Origin of the sequence: Jonquetella anthropi DSM 22815 (genome assembly GCF_000237805.1) — a bacterium.
Taxonomy (GTDB): domain Bacteria; phylum Synergistota; class Synergistia; order Synergistales; family Dethiosulfovibrionaceae; genus Jonquetella; species Jonquetella anthropi.
Map to the genome: position 1 here is coordinate 605,718 of NZ_CM001376.1, position 16,804 is coordinate 622,521.

At 60.9% G+C, this 16,804-nt stretch carries 20 protein-coding genes and 1 tRNA gene; 19 read left to right on the forward strand and 2 right to left on the reverse strand.

Going from position 1 to position 16,804, the window contains the following annotated elements:
• Positions 1-2: 2 nt before the first annotated feature.
• The 6 genes from rbfA (at position 3) to relB (ending at position 3,873) form a co-directional block, all read left to right on the forward strand.
• On the forward strand, positions 3-380 hold the full coding sequence (gene rbfA / locus JONANDRAFT_RS02695; RefSeq protein ID WP_267878597.1) for a 30S ribosome-binding factor RbfA: 378 nt from the start codon (positions 3-5) through the stop codon (positions 378-380).
• Positions 377-1,324, forward strand: coding sequence for a DHH family phosphoesterase (locus JONANDRAFT_RS02700; RefSeq protein ID WP_008520587.1), 948 nt, complete (start codon positions 377-379; stop codon positions 1,322-1,324). The genes rbfA and JONANDRAFT_RS02700 overlap by 4 nt, the downstream gene beginning before the upstream one ends.
• Positions 1,296-2,207, forward strand: a complete 912-nt coding sequence (truB, locus tag JONANDRAFT_RS02705; RefSeq protein WP_008522694.1) for a tRNA pseudouridine(55) synthase TruB — start codon at positions 1,296-1,298, stop codon at positions 2,205-2,207. The genes JONANDRAFT_RS02700 and truB overlap by 29 nt, the downstream gene beginning before the upstream one ends.
• Complete coding sequence (gene ribF / locus JONANDRAFT_RS02710) at positions 2,204-3,115, forward strand: riboflavin biosynthesis protein RibF (protein WP_008520589.1); 912 nt, start codon at positions 2,204-2,206, stop codon at positions 3,113-3,115. Before truB ends, ribF begins: the two co-directional genes overlap by 4 nt.
• A gap of 26 nt (positions 3,116-3,141) precedes the next feature.
• A tRNA-Arg gene (locus JONANDRAFT_RS02715) sits at positions 3,142-3,217 on the forward strand.
• 443 nt (positions 3,218-3,660) lie between these two features.
• Positions 3,661-3,873: a type II toxin-antitoxin system RelB family antitoxin gene (relB, locus tag JONANDRAFT_RS02720; RefSeq protein WP_008520694.1), complete on the forward strand. Its 213-nt coding sequence runs from the start codon at positions 3,661-3,663 to the stop codon at positions 3,871-3,873.
• Positions 3,874-4,724: 851 nt separating this feature from the next.
• Here the strand turns inward: relB and JONANDRAFT_RS02725 are convergent.
• Entirely contained in the window at positions 4,725-4,931 is a 207-nt protein-coding gene (locus tag JONANDRAFT_RS02725) for a sulfurtransferase TusA family protein (protein ID WP_008520698.1), read from the reverse strand.
• Complete coding sequence (yedE, locus tag JONANDRAFT_RS02730; RefSeq protein ID WP_008522696.1) at positions 4,931-6,049, reverse strand: YedE family putative selenium transporter; 1,119 nt, start codon at positions 6,047-6,049, stop codon at positions 4,931-4,933. The genes JONANDRAFT_RS02725 and yedE overlap by 1 nt, the downstream gene beginning before the upstream one ends.
• A gap of 107 nt (positions 6,050-6,156) precedes the next feature.
• On the opposite strand from yedE, the gene JONANDRAFT_RS02735 reads away from it, so the two are divergent.
• The 13 genes from JONANDRAFT_RS02735 (at position 6,157) to JONANDRAFT_RS02795 (ending at position 16,803) form a co-directional block, all read left to right on the forward strand.
• Positions 6,157-6,378, forward strand: coding sequence for a DUF3343 domain-containing protein (locus JONANDRAFT_RS02735; protein WP_008522697.1), 222 nt, complete (start codon positions 6,157-6,159; stop codon positions 6,376-6,378).
• 6 nt (positions 6,379-6,384) lie between these two features.
• A complete protein-coding gene (locus JONANDRAFT_RS02740) occupies positions 6,385-6,576 on the forward strand; it encodes a hypothetical protein (RefSeq protein WP_008520704.1) in 192 nt (63 codons plus the stop codon).
• Positions 6,573-6,965, forward strand: coding sequence for a translation initiation factor (locus JONANDRAFT_RS02745; RefSeq protein WP_008520705.1), 393 nt, complete (start codon positions 6,573-6,575; stop codon positions 6,963-6,965). Before JONANDRAFT_RS02740 ends, JONANDRAFT_RS02745 begins: the two co-directional genes overlap by 4 nt.
• 59 nt (positions 6,966-7,024) lie before the next feature.
• Positions 7,025-8,947, forward strand: a complete 1,923-nt coding sequence (locus JONANDRAFT_RS02750) for a transketolase (protein ID WP_008522698.1) — start codon at positions 7,025-7,027, stop codon at positions 8,945-8,947.
• Entirely contained in the window at positions 8,944-9,519 is a 576-nt protein-coding gene (locus JONANDRAFT_RS02755; protein WP_008520709.1) for an epoxyqueuosine reductase QueH, read from the forward strand. The genes JONANDRAFT_RS02750 and JONANDRAFT_RS02755 overlap by 4 nt, the downstream gene beginning before the upstream one ends.
• Entirely contained in the window at positions 9,516-10,490 is a 975-nt protein-coding gene (locus JONANDRAFT_RS02760) for an AIR synthase family protein (RefSeq protein ID WP_008520711.1), read from the forward strand. The genes JONANDRAFT_RS02755 and JONANDRAFT_RS02760 overlap by 4 nt, the downstream gene beginning before the upstream one ends.
• A gap of 29 nt (positions 10,491-10,519) precedes the next feature.
• On the forward strand, positions 10,520-11,626 hold the full coding sequence (locus tag JONANDRAFT_RS02765; protein WP_008522699.1) for a M24 family metallopeptidase: 1,107 nt from the start codon (positions 10,520-10,522) through the stop codon (positions 11,624-11,626).
• Positions 11,627-11,771: 145 nt separating this feature from the next.
• Positions 11,772-11,930, forward strand: a complete 159-nt coding sequence (gene rd, locus JONANDRAFT_RS02770) for a rubredoxin (protein WP_008520715.1) — start codon at positions 11,772-11,774, stop codon at positions 11,928-11,930.
• Positions 11,931-12,070: 140 nt separating this feature from the next.
• Positions 12,071-13,708: a nucleoside kinase gene (locus JONANDRAFT_RS02775; RefSeq protein WP_008520718.1), complete on the forward strand. Its 1,638-nt coding sequence runs from the start codon at positions 12,071-12,073 to the stop codon at positions 13,706-13,708.
• 15 nt (positions 13,709-13,723) lie between these two features.
• The gene (locus JONANDRAFT_RS02780; RefSeq protein WP_008522700.1) at positions 13,724-14,569 is read left to right on the forward strand and encodes a LacI family DNA-binding transcriptional regulator; all 846 of its coding nucleotides are present in this window, start codon (positions 13,724-13,726) and stop codon (positions 14,567-14,569) included.
• Entirely contained in the window at positions 14,570-15,373 is an 804-nt protein-coding gene (locus tag JONANDRAFT_RS02785; RefSeq protein WP_008520720.1) for a P-loop NTPase, read from the forward strand.
• Positions 15,370-16,302 carry a tRNA (guanosine(46)-N7)-methyltransferase TrmB gene (gene trmB / locus JONANDRAFT_RS02790; RefSeq protein ID WP_008522701.1) on the forward strand — a complete coding sequence of 311 codons (933 nt, stop codon included), beginning with the start codon at positions 15,370-15,372 and terminating at the stop codon, positions 16,300-16,302. The genes JONANDRAFT_RS02785 and trmB overlap by 4 nt, the downstream gene beginning before the upstream one ends.
• Positions 16,303-16,314: 12 nt before the next feature.
• Positions 16,315-16,803 carry an RsmD family RNA methyltransferase gene (locus JONANDRAFT_RS02795; protein WP_233417419.1) on the forward strand — a complete coding sequence of 163 codons (489 nt, stop codon included), beginning with the start codon at positions 16,315-16,317 and terminating at the stop codon, positions 16,801-16,803.
• Position 16,804 lies beyond the last annotated feature (1 nt).

Genomic DNA, 16,804 nt, shown 5'->3' on the forward strand with positions numbered 1-16,804 from the left:
GCATGGACCGGATAAACAGTCAGCTGATGAGAGAAATATCGCGGATTTTGATGAGCGACGTTAAGGACGAAGTGGCCTCTCAGGCGATCGTCACGTCAGTCGACTGTTCCAAGGACCTGAAGTACGCCAAGGTGTATTACACGGCTCTGACCGCTCGCCGCAAAAGTCTGGCAGAGGCGCTCGAAAAAGTCGCCGGCTTTGTCCGAAAGACGCTGGGCAGTCGGCTGCGCTATCGGACGGTTCCGCTCCTTACGTTCGTCTTTGACGAGACCGAGGAGAAAGCCCGCCAGATGGATACTTTGCTCGATCAGGTTGTCACAGATCTGCCGCCGGAACCTGAGGCGGAAGCGCCTGACGGTTCGAATGGCGAGGGGAAATGACCCTCCGCCGGATCGTCGATGCCTTGGCCGGCTCGGGGCATTGGCGTTTAGTGTCTCACTTTAACCCCGACGGTGACACGCTGGGGTGCTGCAGCGCGCTCTTTTCGGTCGGTCTTGCCCTCGGCAAGACCGTCGAATGGTGCGGCCAAAGCGCCGTGCCAGCCAGGTACGCTTTCTTGCCTCACGCGTCGGAGTACCATCAGGCAAACCGTTTGCCCGACGACGGCGCGCTAAACGTTTTTATTGACGTGAGCTGTGCCGACAGAGGCCTTCCCGGGCGAGTTGACGTGAACGTCGACCACCATCCGGACAACGGGAACTTCGCCGGGCTGAATTGGGTTGACCCGACGGCGTCTGCCGCGGCTGAACTGGTCTGGCAGATCGTGAAAGAACTCATTCACCCCGTCCCGCAGGAGGCCGCTCAGGCTCTCTTAACAGCGCTTGTGACGGACACGGGGAACTTCCGATTTTCCAGCGTGACGGCCAGAACGCTATCGGTCGGCTCCGAACTGATCGCTTCAGGCGCCCAGCCCGGGTGGGTCGATCTGCAGCTGAACGGACAGGACAGGCTGGAAAAACTTCACCTCTGGGGCCGATGCATGAGCCGGGCTGAAACGCTTGGAAACCACTGCGTCTTAAGCTGGCTTGACGCCCGCGATTTTGCCGAGACGGGCGCCAGTGAGGACGAGACTGACGAGCTGGTCAATCAGCTGACCCGGCTCAAGAACGCCGACCTCGTCGTCTTGGCCTACGAGCAGCGGGACACCGTTCGGTGCAGCGTCAGAAGTCGGGGCGATTGGTCGGCCAGAGAGTTTGCCGGCCGATGGGGCGGCGGTGGACATCACAACGCAGCCGGCTGCCGGCTGCCCCTGCCCTTTGACGGCGCACTGCAAAAATTGAAGGAGGCTTTGGACGATGCTGAACGGAGTGCTGGTCGTCCGTAAGCCTTTGGGACTGCGAAGCACCGACTGCCTGCGTCACCTGTCCCGCGTCCTCGGCCGCCAACAGAAAATCGGCCATGCTGGGACGCTCGACTCAACAGCCAGCGGCGCGCTGATCGTCATGCTCGGTCGGGCAACCCGGCTGAGCAATTTTGTCATGGACCTGCCGAAGCGATACGTCGCTTCGGTCCAATTTGGCTGGGAGACCGACACGGACGACCGGGAAGGCCGGCCGTTAGGCCCTGAGACCGTCCCGTTTCTGGACGATGAAAAGCTGAGCTGCGCCCTGCTGTCGCTCCTTGGCACCAGACTTCAGGTTCCCCCGGCGGTATCGGCGGTCAAAGTTGCCGGCGAACGGTCCCATCGGCTCGCCCGCGGAGGCTACCAAGTCGAAAACGCTCCCCGTCCTGTCACCGTCACGTCAATTCGCGTTATCGGCTCGTTGGAGAAAAGCTGCCGAGTTCTTGACGTGCGGTGTCATCGGGGCACCTACGTGCGAAGCTTGGCGCGCGATTTGGGGCGCGTTACCGGGTGGAAGGCGCACCTAAACGGATTGGAGCGGGTTTCTGTGGGAAACTTTTGTGCGGAGGGCGGGTTGCCGCCGGACGAATTTTCCCCTCAAACCGTGCAAAGGGCGCTTCACCCTGTGACGGCGGTCGCCCGCCATTACGCGAGAGTGTGCGTTTCCCAAGACGTGGAACGCCGGCTGCTTTGCGGGCTACCCCAGCGGCTTGATTTTTTGCCCAAAATTAAATTCGGTCCAGTCACAGGGCCTGTGGCAGTCATCGGGCCGAGTTGGCTGTCCCTGTGCCGAAACGAGCGGCGAGACGGCATGCCTATGTTGTCCCCGTTAGCCAACGTGCCGCTGGCGAAGGTCGTCGAATGATCGGCGTCATTGGAGCCTTCGACGGGTATCATCGCGGACATCAGGCCCTTTTTGCCGCCGCGTCGAAGATGAGCCAGCAGCTTGAGAAACCGTGGCGCGTCGTCACCTTCCAGCCGAGGCCTCGAACCGTGCTGGCCGGAGCCGAAACGGTCTTGTTTACCGACGCGGAAATGACCAAGCTAGACCGGTGGTTCGGCCTTCTGGAGCCGGTCAAGCTTTCGTTTGACGAGCGGCTTCGCTCGCTGCCGCCGGAAGCGTTTTTGGAAGAACTTCTGCGGTCGGTTCACCTTGACGGGGTTGTGGTGGGGCAGGATTTTCGGTTCGGCTACCGCCGCAGCGGCGGTGAAGCCGAGCTGTCTCGGTGGTGCAGCGCTCACCGGGTTTGGCTTGACATTGTGCCGTCGGTTCAGGATCCCGAAGGGCAGACCGTCAGCAGCACCCGCCTGCGGAAGATCGTCGCCTCAGGCGACGTGACCGGAGCCCGACGGCTGCTTGGGTATGGGTGGTTCGCGTCCGGGACCGTCGAAAACGGCCAAGGCCGAGGGAAAACGCTCGGCTTCCCGACGGCGAACATGAGCCTGCCGGGAACGAAGCTCAGACCGGCTGACGGCGTTTACGCCGGCGCGGCGTTGGTTGACGGGCACGCCTACGCGGCTGCCATCTCGGTGGGAATAAACCCCACCTTTGGGGACGTGACGGAGCGGCGAGTCGAGGCGTTTCTGCTGGACATGGAAGGGGACCTGTACCGACGGCCGGTTGACCTGTTTTTCCTCCAACGCCTTCGCCCGATGATTCGGTTTCAAAACTCCGACGAGCTGTCGCTTCAAATTGGCCGCGACGCCGATCGATCCAGAGAACTCTTCGCGCGGCTGTGGCCGGCGCTTCCTGTGCCTGTTGCGGCTTGTTAAAACACGTGATATGATGAGCGCCGCGCGGCCCCGTAGCTCAGCGGATAGAGCGGCTGCCTCCTAAGCAGCAGGTCGAGGGTTCGAGTCCCGCCGGGGTCGCCATTTGGGCTTTTTTTCGGCATGTTTTGCCATCAATCGGAATATGAATAAAATAGCGTGCTAACCTTGAAAACATCTGGGTTGGCACGCTATAATTTTATCGGGGTTAATCGGAATCAAACGGTCTTTACCGGTGCAAAACCGGGACTTAAACCGGGACTGTGTTTTTCGGGTTGAAGATGTTCCCGTTTACAGTCCCGGTTTTTCTTTCAACCCCTTGCTATTGCCGGTATTTCATTTGGGACTTTTTGCAAAAGGAGCCGTCACCTATGCTGACAAAATTAATGATTGATCGATCAAGCGGATGCAATAATAAAAATAAGATCTTTTTACTGAAAATAAGGTCTTAGTTTATAAGGCCCGCCTCATGGAAGGGAAGAGGCTCTTGACGCTGCTTTTCACCTTTGTCTTATAATGAATACAAACGGAGGAGGAGAGCTGAATTGATGTCGAGTATTACAATCCGTGTAACCGAAAGCGAAAAGGCCGTCCTTGAGAGCTTTGCGGCCGAGCGGCGGCTCACCGTGTCGCAGCTGTTGCGCCAGAGCACTTTGGATCGGATTGAAGACGAGTATGGTCTCGCCGTTTACCAAGAATATCTTGCCCTGAAGGACAAAGAATATATTCCCTTTGATGAAGCCGTCAAAGAATGGTACTGAAGAAAGGCTGCAGGGGAGTAAGCTTTTCAATGGGAGGTCAAACGCTTGCCAGTTAAAGCGAAGTGCCTTATTGAAAACTTATTCGCCGGAGACTCTAGGGCTGCGAAAATCCAAGAGCTTTGGGACGCGGGCGCTGTATCCAGAGAGGTCATTCTTTTCGAAAATAGACACATCTTTGTCCCCCCTCCCCGTTGGCAATGCTAGCCCCTTTAAAAATGTATCTCATATCATCTTCATCGAAATCATATCGCTTCACGGGAATCATATAGGGTGAGCAGGCGTTGTAATTGATATCATGGCTGGAGCCGTTTAGTTAAAGTCAAGGCCATGTTCTTCAAGGAGTTTTATAATTTCTTTTCTCGGATTCGTCCATAACGCCCTGTCGCGTGTTCTGCCGCGGATGAATAAGGACACGCGGCCGCAGCTGAAACGCTGGGCGCAGTAAAATAAAAATAAGGGGGTAATCCGAATGTCTTTAATTGACCGCTGGCTGGAGGACTCAAAGCATCCTTTTTTCTAGTTTAATGACCCCAAAACAGGTGAGCAGAAAATTTTAGACGGCCATAAGATAATTAATCTCACACCCGATGACCCACGCTGGGAGCCTATTGACGAAGATATTTATTACGCTCACCACCCAGAAGCGAAAAAGCTTAAGAAGAATCCCCAAAATAAATAACCAACCAAACTGACGCGAAGCATATGGCCCTCCTGCGCTCTGCGCGAAGTATCGGCTGGCCGCGTATGAGTGGGCTAACGCCGCTGTGCGGCTGTCGGGGGGACAGGGAACCAGAGGAAATAGAAGGAGCGGGCTGGCATTTGCCAGCCCGCTCCTTTGTGCCTGCTAAAAATTATTTGCGGAAGGCGAGGAACCAGTCGCCGGACTCCTGGCGCTCGTCGGCCAGTTTGTAGCCGCTGTGGGTGGCAAAGCGAATCACGTTGCCGCGGGCGGTCTCGTTGTCAACGATGACCTGAAACTCCGCCGGCGCGGAGACGACGGCACGGCGGGTGAGGACGACCGGTTCAGGGCAGGAAAGACCTCTGGCGTCGATAGTCATTATTGCTTCCCTCCTTCAATGCGGAGCTGACGGCGCATAGCGAAGCCCACGATGAGGCAGAACAGAAGACCGATGCCGAACGCATAGGGCGCGTGAGCGCCAATGCCGGCGCCGCTGGAAGCCAGACCGAAGTTGTGGCTCGCGGCCGCGCCGAAGACCATGCCAATGACGAACGCGGCGGCGTCGCCGTCGCCCTCGCCGGCCATGATGAGCTGCCGGCCCGGGCACCCGCCGGCCAGTGTGAAGGCCAGACCGGCCAACACCATGCCGAGGAAGTTCCACACGCCGTCAGTGTGGGCGATGGGCTGTCCGGAAAATCCGGGCTTGAACATGCCCAAGTACATGTTGGTACCCATGGCGACGACGATCAGGGTCACCAGCCCCCAGAATAGGTGAGGATCCCGCGCGATGACGAGGTCACGAATGGCTCCGATGGTGCAGAACCGGCTCTTCTGGCAGAGGAAACCAACGACAAGAGCCACAATCAGAGAGTAAACTATAGGCGCGTGCATGGAGCCGGGGCCCTTTTCGGAGAAGAAGATCGGGCCGGCCCCCTCAGGGCCGAACTTGGGCGCAATAAGGAGAAGCGCCAGCAGACCGAGGGCGACGACCGGCAGGACGAACCCGCCGATTTTCGCTTCCTGAGGCGCTGGGTAGGAACGGCCGAGGCTGAACCCGCCGTTCAGGCACTGGATACCGACCAGAATGCCGACCACTAAGCCGGCTATGCCGACGATCGCGTTCCAGTCGCCGCCGGCCAAGCGAAGCATAGCGCGCCACGGGCAGCCGAGGAAGATCAGGGCGCCGATCATGGCGAAGAACCCTAAGAAGAACCGAACAACAGGCGACGAACCGGCGCGGGGTTTGAACTCTCCGGCGGCCAGAGCGGCAACCAACGCGCCCAGAATCAGCCCGATGACCTCAGGTCGAATGTACTGAACAACCGCGGCGCGGTGGAAGCCCAGAGCGCCAGCGATATCCCGTTCAAAGCAGGCGATGCAGAACCCCATGTTGCCCGGGTTGCCCCAAAGAACCAGCAGAGGAGCGAGGATACCGATTGCCAGACCTGTTATAATTGGGCCGGCCCACGACGACAGAAACGACGGTTTCTCATTCATTCTAACGACCTCCAATTAAGTATAAAAACATTTCATCAATATTATAAGTTGCATTCTGTTCCCGTCAAGAGCGGCGGACTCTGTTGAGACGGAAAGGGAGATGGAAATTGCGGTGCATTGCGACGTTCGACGTGACGAGTATGGCGCTGATGTTTGAAAAAGCGTGCCGCGCCGAGGGGCTGTCAGTCCGAGTTATTCCAGTGCCGCGGCAGATTTCAGCCAGCTGTGGGCTGGCGTGCAGTTGGCCCTGCGATAAAGAGTCGGACGTGAAGGACGTCTGCTCCCGCTACCAGATCGACGTGGCGGGCTGGCACGAGCTGGAGGACTAAGGGGCGATGCTGAACCGGCGAACGATTGAGGACATGTGCAAAGCCGCTGAGGCCGGCTCTTCGGCCGAGTCCGCTTGGGCGGCTCAAATCTGTCGGCAGCTGCTTGACCTGCAGGTCGGCGAAACCGTCAAGGTTTCGTTCGAGCCCGGCGAGGAGTTCCTGATCACCTGCTGTCAAGAGGGTTATGAGCTCGAATGACGAAGAAGCGTCAGGACTGTTCTCAGGCCGGAGCTGAAGACCTTTCATTAGGAGCGGCCTTCGGCCAACTTTTCCCGGACGGCGAGCAGGTCAGTTCGGCCGAGGACATATCTTTTGAGCCGGAGTCTCCGACGGGACAGGGGGAGACGCTGAACCTTGCGGGGCGGCGTATCCGTCTGGGGATTCAGCGAGTTGGTCGGGCCGGCAAAACGGTGACTGTCGTTTGTGGTCTGCCTGACGGCGACGCCGGGCAGAAAGCGGCGAAGCTGCTGAAAAAACAGCTGGGGTGCGGCGCGTCGTTCCAAGACGGCGAGCTGATTCTGCAGGGAGACCAAAGGGAGCGACTCCGGGCCGAACTGAAGGCGCTGGGGGCTTCAGACGTGAAGTGACGCGGCGGCACCTACCTTTTGGGGCGTCAGAATTTTATAAAGCGAGGAGCGAGACGGCGATGAGCGATTTGTTCGGGCGCAGAGTCAACATGAGAGGGTTCCCTTACGAAAGCCTGCCGGCTGACGTGGTGGCTGATCTGGAAAACGCGGCTCGGGTCTGCCGGGCGCTCGCGGTGGCGATGACGACGCGGGCGAACAGCGGACACCCGGCCGGGTCCCTGTCCAGCATGAAAATGTATATGGCCGCGTACGGCGTCGCGAACTTGACGCCGGACAACGCGGCGGACCTTGATCGGGATTACATCGCGATCAGTCACGGCCACACGTCCCCGGCCGCGTACGCGACGCTGGCGTACTACGGGTTTGTTGACGGTTTGGACGCCGTGCGGGAGTTCCGGCGCTGCGGATCACTCTTTCAGGGGCACGTGGAGCGGGACGTCCCCGGAATAGACTGGAGTTCCGGCGACCTTGGCCAAGGCCTTTCGGCCGGGGCCGGGTTCGCCTTGGCTCAAACGGCGCGGAAAAACAAGTCAAGAGTGTACGTCCTCATGGGCGACGGCGAGCAGGGCAAAGGCCAGCTGGCTGAGGCCCGTCGGCTGATCGCGGCAAGAAATCTGCCCGTGACGGCGCTGGTCGACGCCAACGACATTCAAATTTCCGGTCGGGTGGAAGACGTAATGCCGATTCACCTGCGGCAGATCTGGGAGGCCGACGGCTGGCAGGTCATCGAGTGCGACGGTGATAATTTCCCGTCCCTGTACGCTGGGCTTCGCCAGGCGTCGCTGTCCGATCGGCCGACGGTTTTAATCTGTCGCACCACCATGGGACAGGGCGTGTCGTTCATGGAAGACCGGCCGGATTACCACGGCAAGGCGGCTACCGGAGATCTGTACCGCCAAGCGATGGACGAACTGAAAGCGCCTGACTTGGTCGCCATGGCGAACAGCTCGTCCGTCCGGACGGCTGGGGCGAAAATGGACAGGCCTCGCCCGGCTTTGAACGTGGGGGCGCCGCGGGTCTACAAGCTGGGTGAAAAGGTCGACTGCCGTTCCGGGTTCGGCAACGCGCTGAGCGACGTCGGCGCGGCGACGAAGGAAAACGGCGGCGGTCCGCTTCTCGTGTTCGACTGTGATCTGGCCGGCTCGGTGAAAACCGCCGACTTCTCCAAAAAATTTCCCGAGTGGTTCGTCCAGGGCGGCATTCAGGAGCACTCGACCGCGACGGCCGCGGGCTCGTCGTCGATTGCCGGGGCGGCCTCTGTGTTCGCCGGGTTTGGCATGTTCGCCCTTGTGGAAGCCTATAACCAGCAGCGGCTCAACGACATCAACGAGACGAACCTGACCTTGGCGCTGACTCACGTGGGGCTGGACGTGGGCGAAGACGGAAAGACGCACCAGTGCATCGACTACGTGGCTCTGGCGGCGAACTGCTTCGGCTGGAAGCTGATCGTCCCAGCGGACGCGAACCAGACCGACCGGGCGCTGCGCTGGGCCGTTCAGGAAGGCGGCAACGTCTGCTTGGCTATGGGACGGAGCAAACTGCCGGTCCTGGAGTTGGACGGCCGACCGGCATTTGAGAAGCCGTTCGTTTACGGCGACGTCGTCCGTCTGCGAGAGGGGAAAAACGGGGCGATTCTCGCGCTCGGCGCCATGGCGAATCAGGCTCTCGAGGCGGCGGCGCTGCTGGCTCAAAAAGGGATTCAGGTGTCGGTCTACTCGGTGAGCTGCCCGTTGGTCTGCTGTGACGAAACGCTGAAAGAGGCGTTCGAGACCGGGGCGGTGCTGACGCTTGAAGACCACAACGCCCGAACCGGCATGGGAAGCTTGTGGCTGGCTCGGGCGAGCGAGCTGGGGCTGACCGGCCGAGCCCTTCGGCTTGGTGTGACCCACTACGGCATGTCGGGTCCCAGTTCGGACGTGTACGCTCAGATGGAACTTGACGGGCAGTCCGTCGCCGAAAGGTTCGCCCGGCTGATTCGATGATTAAAGCGGCAAAAGGGAGACTTCTGCTTCACCTGTGCTGTGCGCCCTGCGGAACAGTCGGCTGGACCGACCTCTTGGCAGAGGGCTGGGACGTGACGGCGTTCTTCTGGGGGGCGAACATTCACCCGTACGGCGAATGGGTTCGCCGCCGGGAAGCGGTCGTCCAGCTGTCCAAAGCGCTAGACGGTCCGGCTCTGCTGCGCCCGTGGGCGCCTGAAGGGTGGTTTGCGGCAGTCCGCGGGTTGGAGCGGGAACCGGAAGGCGGCGCCCGGTGTGAAAAGTGTTTTGCCCTGCAACTTCAAGCGGCGGCTGACGCGGCCCGCCAGGGCGGCTTTGACGCGCTCTGCACGTCGCTGACGTCAAGCCGGCAGAAGTCGCCGGAGCTGATTAACCGACTGGGGAGAAGTATTGCCGAGCGGCAGGGTCTTTATTGGGAAGAGCGTATTTGGCGCCGGAACAACGGCGCGGCCCGTTCGGCCGAAATCTGCCGCCGATTAGGTCTGTACCGGCAGGATTACTGCGGCTGTCTTTTCAGTCTGGCGTCCCGGCGGAGAGAAGGGAAAATCGCATGAGCGGGATAGTGGATCGGGTTGGCAAGCTGCCGCCGGACGTCCTCCAACAGTCCGTTCTTCGCTGGACTGGCGCGCCTCGGCCCGAGGTTCGCGTTGGTCCGGGGCTTGGAGAGGACGCGGCGGTTATCGACTGGCCGGCGGGCCGCCGGCTCGTCGTGACTAGCGACCCTATTGTGGGCGCGTCAAACGGCGCCGGGCGGTATCTCGTCCAAGTCAACGCCAATGATATCGCCTGCAAAGGCGGGGATCCGGCCTTTTTGGTCGTCACGCTGATCGTCCCGGTCAAACTGGGGCGGAACTGGGCGTCGGAGGTCATGGAGCAGGTCGATCAGGCCTGCCGGGAGCTCAACGTGGCGGTGGTGGGCGGACACACCGAGCTGACAGACCGATATGACTGGCCGGTGATCGTCGGAACCATGATCGGGACAACCGAGTGGGACCTTCAGGCGGGCCGGATTCGGCCCGGCGACAGGCTGATCATCACCAAGCACTTGGGACTTGAGGGAATGGCGATTCTCGCGTCCGATCGGCCGGATCTGTTAAAACCGTCGATGACGTCAGAGGAAATCGCTCAGACAGCAGACTGGCGCGGCCGTCTTTCCGTGCTGCCCGAGTCCAAAATCCTGCGCTCTCGGGCGCATTTTATGCACGATCCGACCGAAGGCGGTTTCTTGGGCGGCCTGACGGAAATCAGCCGCCTCGGCGGGCTGGCAGTTCATCTGGACTGGGACGCTCTGCCGCTTCACCCGCTGACCCGGCGGGCGGCGGACGCTCTGGGGTTTGACCCGCTCAAGCTCATCTCGTCGGGTGCGCTGCTGGCCGTGGTTCCGGAAAACGACGCCGCTGAGCTGATGGGTGAACTGAAGCGGTCGGGCATTGAAGCTGCCCTCGTGGGCGAGGTCACCGAAGGGACGAACAACTGGGAGCCGTCGGCGGATGAAGAACTCTGGGGGCTGTTGGTCAGAGCCTGACGGACTGAAGGAGAAAGGGGAGGTTCAACTTGGAACACATTTGGGCACGGATCGGCGAACTGCGCCGGAACTTGGCTGAACGGAAGCTGGACGCGCTGGTACTGATTGACGCGGAAAAGCTGGGGTGGGTGAACGCTTTCTACTACAGCGGATATCAGGGCACCAGCGCGACAGTCGTCATCACTCATGATCGGGCAATTTTGGCGACCGACTCCCGATACACCCTTCAGGCCAGCGAGACGTCGCCTCTGGAGCTTCAGACCCAAAAAACAGGCGAAAACCACGCCGTTACCGTCAAGCGTTTGGTCGGCGAGCTCGGGCTGAAGCGCTGTGGTTTTGACGGAGCCGCCCTGTCCGCGTCGACCTTCATTCAACTCTCCGAGCTTCCCGTTCAGTGGGAAGACTGCAGCAGCATGATTACCGCCCAGCGGCGCCACAAGGACGCCGGCGAAATTGCCCTGATTCGTCGGGCCGCTGACATCGCGGCCGGCGCGTATCTGGCGGCGCTTAAAACCGTCCGTCCGGGCATGAAGGAGGCTGAGCTGGCTAAAATTATCGAATTGGAAATCGCGAAGCTGGACGGCGAAGGCGTCTGGCACGACGGCGGCATGATCGTGGCTTCGGGCGTGCGGAGTGCCCTGCCTCACGGCAGAGCGTCGAAAAAAACGATGCAGTTGGGCGAGCAGGTAACAGTTGACTACGGCTCGATATACGGCGCGTATCAAAGCGACATCACCCGCAACTTCTCGCTCGGCCCTGTGGCCGACGCCGAGTTCCTCAAGATTCACGATGTGCTGTTGGAAGCGCACAACACCGCGGCTGCGGCATTGAAGCCCGGCGTCATCGGCCGGGATATTGACGCGATCGCCCGGAACATCATCGCCCGGGCCGGGTACGGCCAGTACTTCGGGCACGGACTGGGGCACAGCTTCGGGCTGGAAATTCACGAGAACCCACGCCTGTCCCCTGCTTACGGGGAAGAGCTGCGGGAAGGCGACGTGATCACCGTCGAGCCGGGCATTTATATCCCCGGTCGGGGCGGCCTGAGGCTGGAAGACGACTACCTGATCACGGCGAGCGGGGCCGAACGGCTCAGCAGCGCTCTGCCGCAGGAATTTATTCACCTGAGCCTGTAGTTTCGGAGCTTGTGCCGCGCTGATGTCAGAGGTTCTGAGGGGGCCGTCAGCAGTCTTGCGGCAGAGAAGACGAAGTCTCGTGATATAATAAGAACTGTTCTTGTAAGGAATCGAAAAGGCAGGAAAACTGAGAGGGGGAAAAACAGTGAAGAAGTACGTTTGCACCGTATGCGGCTTTGTGTACGACCCGGAAGTGGGGGATCCGGACAGCGGGATTGCTCCCGGCACGGCGTTTGAGGATATTCCGGACGATTGGGTCTGCCCGGAGTGCGGCGTGGGCAAGGATATGTTTGAAGAGCAGTAGAGAAATGAAACGAAGCGGCGCTGCCAAGCGCCGCTTTTTTTTGTGCGCCCTGCGCCCCAGCGGAGAGCGGAGCCGATAGAGTATAATGAACAAACGGGGCTGTTCTCCCGCTCCCGACTCTCTGACGAAGAGGTGACCTGATGCCCATCACAGTAGAATTTCCGTCGCAGAACAGCGTTCAGCTCAACCAACCGATCTTGGGGACGGAGTTGTTCGCGCTGTACCCACCGGCTCGTCCGGCTGTCGCGATGCGGGTCAACCATTATCTGAGGCCTCTCAGCTGGCAGATAGACGCTGACGCCGCTGTGACGCCAGTGGACACCAGCACGTTTGAGGGCGTTTGGGTGTACCGAAACACTTTGAGCTTCGCGCTGATTATGGCCTGTCACCGCGCTCTCGGCAAAGGGCTGACCGTGCGGCACTCGATCAGCGACGCGCTGTACTGGGTCTTTAACGACGGCACGGCGATGACCCCGTCGGACGTCGCCTCGATTGACGCGGAACTCAGACGGCTTGTCGCCGCCGATATGCCGATTCAGCGCGAGATCCTTTCGCTCGACAAGGTCGTCCGCATCTTCAACGCCCAAGGAAAGCAGGACACGGCCAAGCTTTTGGCCCTGACGGCCGTCGATCCGGTCGAAGTTTACCGCAGCGCCGACCTGTACTGTTGTTTCTACGGCCCCCTGATGCCCTCGATGGGTGAGCTGGACCGTTTTTCCGTTGAGCCGCTGGAGGACGGCCTGGCGCTTCGGTTCCCGACGGTCGCCTCGCCCGACGGTCTGCCGGCGTATACGCCGCTTCCCAAGGTCAGCCGGGTGTTCAGCGAGTTCGGCAACTGGCTGAAAACCATCGGCGTTACGACCATGGCCGATCTGTTCGACGTGGTTAATTCGGGCGGCGACGCGGACGTGGTTCTGTTGGCCGAGGCGCTCCACTCTCAGCGGTTCGCTCAGCTGGCCGAGGAGATCGTCAAAGACCCTGAAAGGCGTATGGTAGCCATCGCCGGGCCTTCCAGCGCCGGCAAAACGACGTCGGCTCAACGCCTCAAAATTCAGCTCCGAATCACCGGCGCTCTGCCGGTTACGCTGTCTTTGGACGACTATTACTTGGACGAGATCACCACGGTGGACGAGCACGGCGAGCCCGACTTTGAGTCCATCGAGGCTCTGGACTTGGAGCGGCTGGAAAAGGACCTCCAGTCGCTGGTCGAGGGCCGTCCCACGAAAGTTCCGATTTTCGACTTTACCCGTCACCGCCGAAGCGGCGAGCGGACCGTCTCGTTGGGCGACAAAGGCATTCTCGTGATGGAAGGCCTCCACGCGCTGAACGATCGGTTAGTTGGCATGATCAAGGCCGAACAGCGTTTTGGGCTGTTTGTGGCCCCCATGACCGGGGTCAGCCTTGACGGGCACAACCGGACGAGCACGACCGACAACCGGCTACTGCGCCGAATGGTGCGCGACTACATGACGCGCGGCTACTCGCCGGAGGAAACGCTCAAAGTGTGGCCGTCGGTTATTCGGGGCGGCAACAAGTACATCTTCCCGTACCAGCAGAACGCCGACGCTATGTTCAACTCCGTGCTGTTCTACGAATTGGCGGTGCTGAAATCGCTGGTTGAGCCCCTGCTTCGCCGCATCGAGGACAGCTCGCCGGTCTACGGCGAAGCCCAGCGCCTGCTGGGCATTCTGCGCTTTGTCCCCGTGCTGTCGGCTCATCTGGTGCCCAACAACTCGGTGCTGCGCGAGTTCATCGGCGGCAGCGTCGTCGCCATTTAGTTTGGAGGTGTCGCCGTGGATAAGGTGACCATGTCTCAGGTTGCCGAAGCGGCTGGGGTCAACAAGGCGACAGTCAGCCGCGCTCTGCGGGGCGACCGGCGCATTTCCGAGGCGACTCACGCTCGCGTCTGGGCGGCGGCCCGCCGCCTCGGCTACGAGAGAAACGCCTTGGCCAGCGGTCTGTCCAGTCGGCACAGCGGCGTCGTTGGGCTTGTTTTGGCGTCGCTTCGTCCGTCATGGACTGGCGCTCTGATTTCCGGCGTCTCGCGAGTGCTGGCTCGCGCCCGCGTTGACCTGCTGATCAGCTCCATAGACGGCAACGGGCGAGGGGCTTCGACGGTCCTGCGCCGCATGACGTCCCGCCGGGTTGATGGCCTGATCTGGCTCGGCCCTTGGGCTGACGGCGAAACCGTTGACGTTCCGGCGGTGTTCCTGGGCGACGGCGCTCCGCTTGGCGGCTGTCAGATCGGCACCGACAGGGAAGAACTGCTCCGGCAGGTGCGGACGCTGGCCAACGGACGGCCGATCCTGTACCGACAGGGGCCGAACGCTTCGTTCTGTTTTCTTGAGGAACTTGCTGCGGCCGACGGCGCTGCAGAGGGGGCTCCTCTTGTCATTTGGGATGGGCTGTCCAGCCCGATCGAAGGCGAACGGCCAGAGCTGGCTTGCGTTCCTCAGGGAGCTTGGGATTGGAACGCTCCATGGCGTGTCGAGCTGCCCGCCGCGGAGCTTGGCGTGCTGTCCGGCCGGCTGCTGCTGAACTGCGTCTTCGGCCGGGGCTGCAGGCCGGCGAAAGTTTCGGTTCGGCCCAACTTGGTCTCCCGCGTGGGGACAAGCGAGGCGGAAGGAGATGTGGGGTAGATGTCAGGTTGTTCGGGTTCGTGCAGTTCTTGTTCCCATGCCGGGTGCGCCGGGTTCGTCAAGGACCGGCGGGGCGTCAAACGGATCATTGCCGTGGGGAGCGGCAAAGGCGGCGTCGGCAAGAGCACTGTAACGGCGCTCTGTGCGGTAGCCCTGCGCCGTCAGGGCCTTTCGGTCGGCGTTCTTGACGCCGACTTGACCGGCCCGTCGATTCCCAATCTGCTGGGCGTCACGGCTCGCCCGCTGGTGGACGAAAACGAAAAAATTATCCCGTCGGTCAGCTCAACCGGCATCGGCGTGATGTCAGCCAGTTTAGTTCTGGAAGACAACCGGCAGCCGGTGGTATGGCGCGGGCCGATGATTACCGGCGTCATAAAACAGTTCTGGCAGGACGTGGTATGGCAGGGACTGGACTGCCTGCTGATCGACCTGCCGCCCGGAACGGCCGACGCGCCGATCACGGTTCTCCAAATGATTCCGGTTGACGGCCTGCTGGCCGTCACGACCCCGCAGAGCTTGGCGGCGACTATCGTTCAAAAGCAGATCGCCTTGGCCCAGATGCTGCAAGTGCCGCTTCTCGGGCTGGTGGAGAACATGAGCTACACGGTCTGTCCGCACTGCGGCGAGGTCTGGGAGCCGCTGGGGAGCAGCCACAGGGAGGCTATTGAAAAGAACTACGGCGTCAAGACGGTTGCCCGCGTCCCGATGGACCCGAAACTGACCGCGTTAAGCGACGCCGGCCGGCTGGAAGAGTACCAGAACGGCGACCTTGAAGCTCAGCTGCGGGAGGCGTTTGGCCTGTGAGACGGGGAGAAATTCTCCTGTCGCCGGACGCTGGAGCCCAGCTGCCCGAGCTGACGCCGCCGGTCATCGCTGAGATTGGCTTCGGCAACGGTGAGTTTATGACCCACCTCGCTTCCCGCCGCCCGGACGCGACGGTGGTGGGCTTGGAAGTTTCCATGACCTGCGTCGAAAAAGCCCTGACGCGGGTGCGGCGTCAGGGCTTGCCAAACGTTCGTATTCTTTTAGGGGACGCCCGGTTTCTCCTTCGGGAGTGCTTTCCCGACGGGACGTTCGAGAGAATTTACATGAGCTTCCCGTGCCCGTGGCCAAAAGAACGGCACGCCAAACGCCGCGTCACGGCGGAAGGTTTCTCTTCCACGCTGGCGGCGGTTCTCGCTTTAGGCGGCGTCTTTGAGCTGGCCACCGACGAAGGCTGGTACGCCGACGAAGTGGCGTCCGTCTTGGGCTCTCACCCGGCGCTGTCGCTTGAAAAACGCCTTCTGAACCACCGGCGGGAAATCACCACAAAATACGAGAAGCGCTGGCTGGAAGAGGGCAAGGACATTCACCATCTGTATTTCGTCAAAAAAGCTCCCTGGACGGTTCAGCGGCTGACAGGGCCGAAAGGAGAAGACGCGATGCACGTTCACGTTCCCGGAAGCTCGTTCGATCCGGACGCGTTGGCTCAGGCAGTCCGCGGTCGGGTAGGCCGCACAGGCGAAGCCGGCGGGGAACAGTCCGGCTTTTGGGCGTTCCATTCCGTCTGGACGGGAGAGGACGCCGCGCTGGTCGAGGCGATCTGCACCGACGACGGGTTTGAGCAGAAATTTTACTTTAAAGTCGTTCGTCGGGACGACGGCCTGCTGGTGAAGCTCGACGGGATACACCTGCCGTACTTGACGCCGTCCGTGAGAGGAGCCTTGGCCGATCTAGCCGGTCTGGTGTCGTAAATCATGAAAGAGATGAGGCCCACGACGGGCAAAACGCTTTTGGCTCTTGCCAGCATTTTAGGGCCTATGAGCGGTCGCCGTTTCCTCGACCTGTTTTCCGGATCAGGCCGCGTCGCCGAGACCATGAGGGACCGAGGTGCCGACGTCGTGACGGTGGAAACCGTTCGGAGCCGGGCGGCGGCGATACAGGCGCGGCTGGGGAACAACAGCCACCTCTGCTTAGCTCTCGACGTCCGTCGGGCGCTCAAGTGGCTCTCAAAACACGCACAGACGTTTGACGTCATCTTCGCCGATCCGCCCTACAACGCCGGGTGGATGGAGACGCTGCCGGGCATTCTGGCCGGGTATCCGGAGCTCCTTCGCGACGGCGGGTGCGTCATTTTGGAACATCAAGCCGACGAAAGCGTTCACTTAGAGAAAACGGCATGGGTACAGACCGACGAGCGTCGGTACGGGATCAGCTGTCTGACGTTCCTGCGCCGCCGCGGAGAGGGGGAGTGAC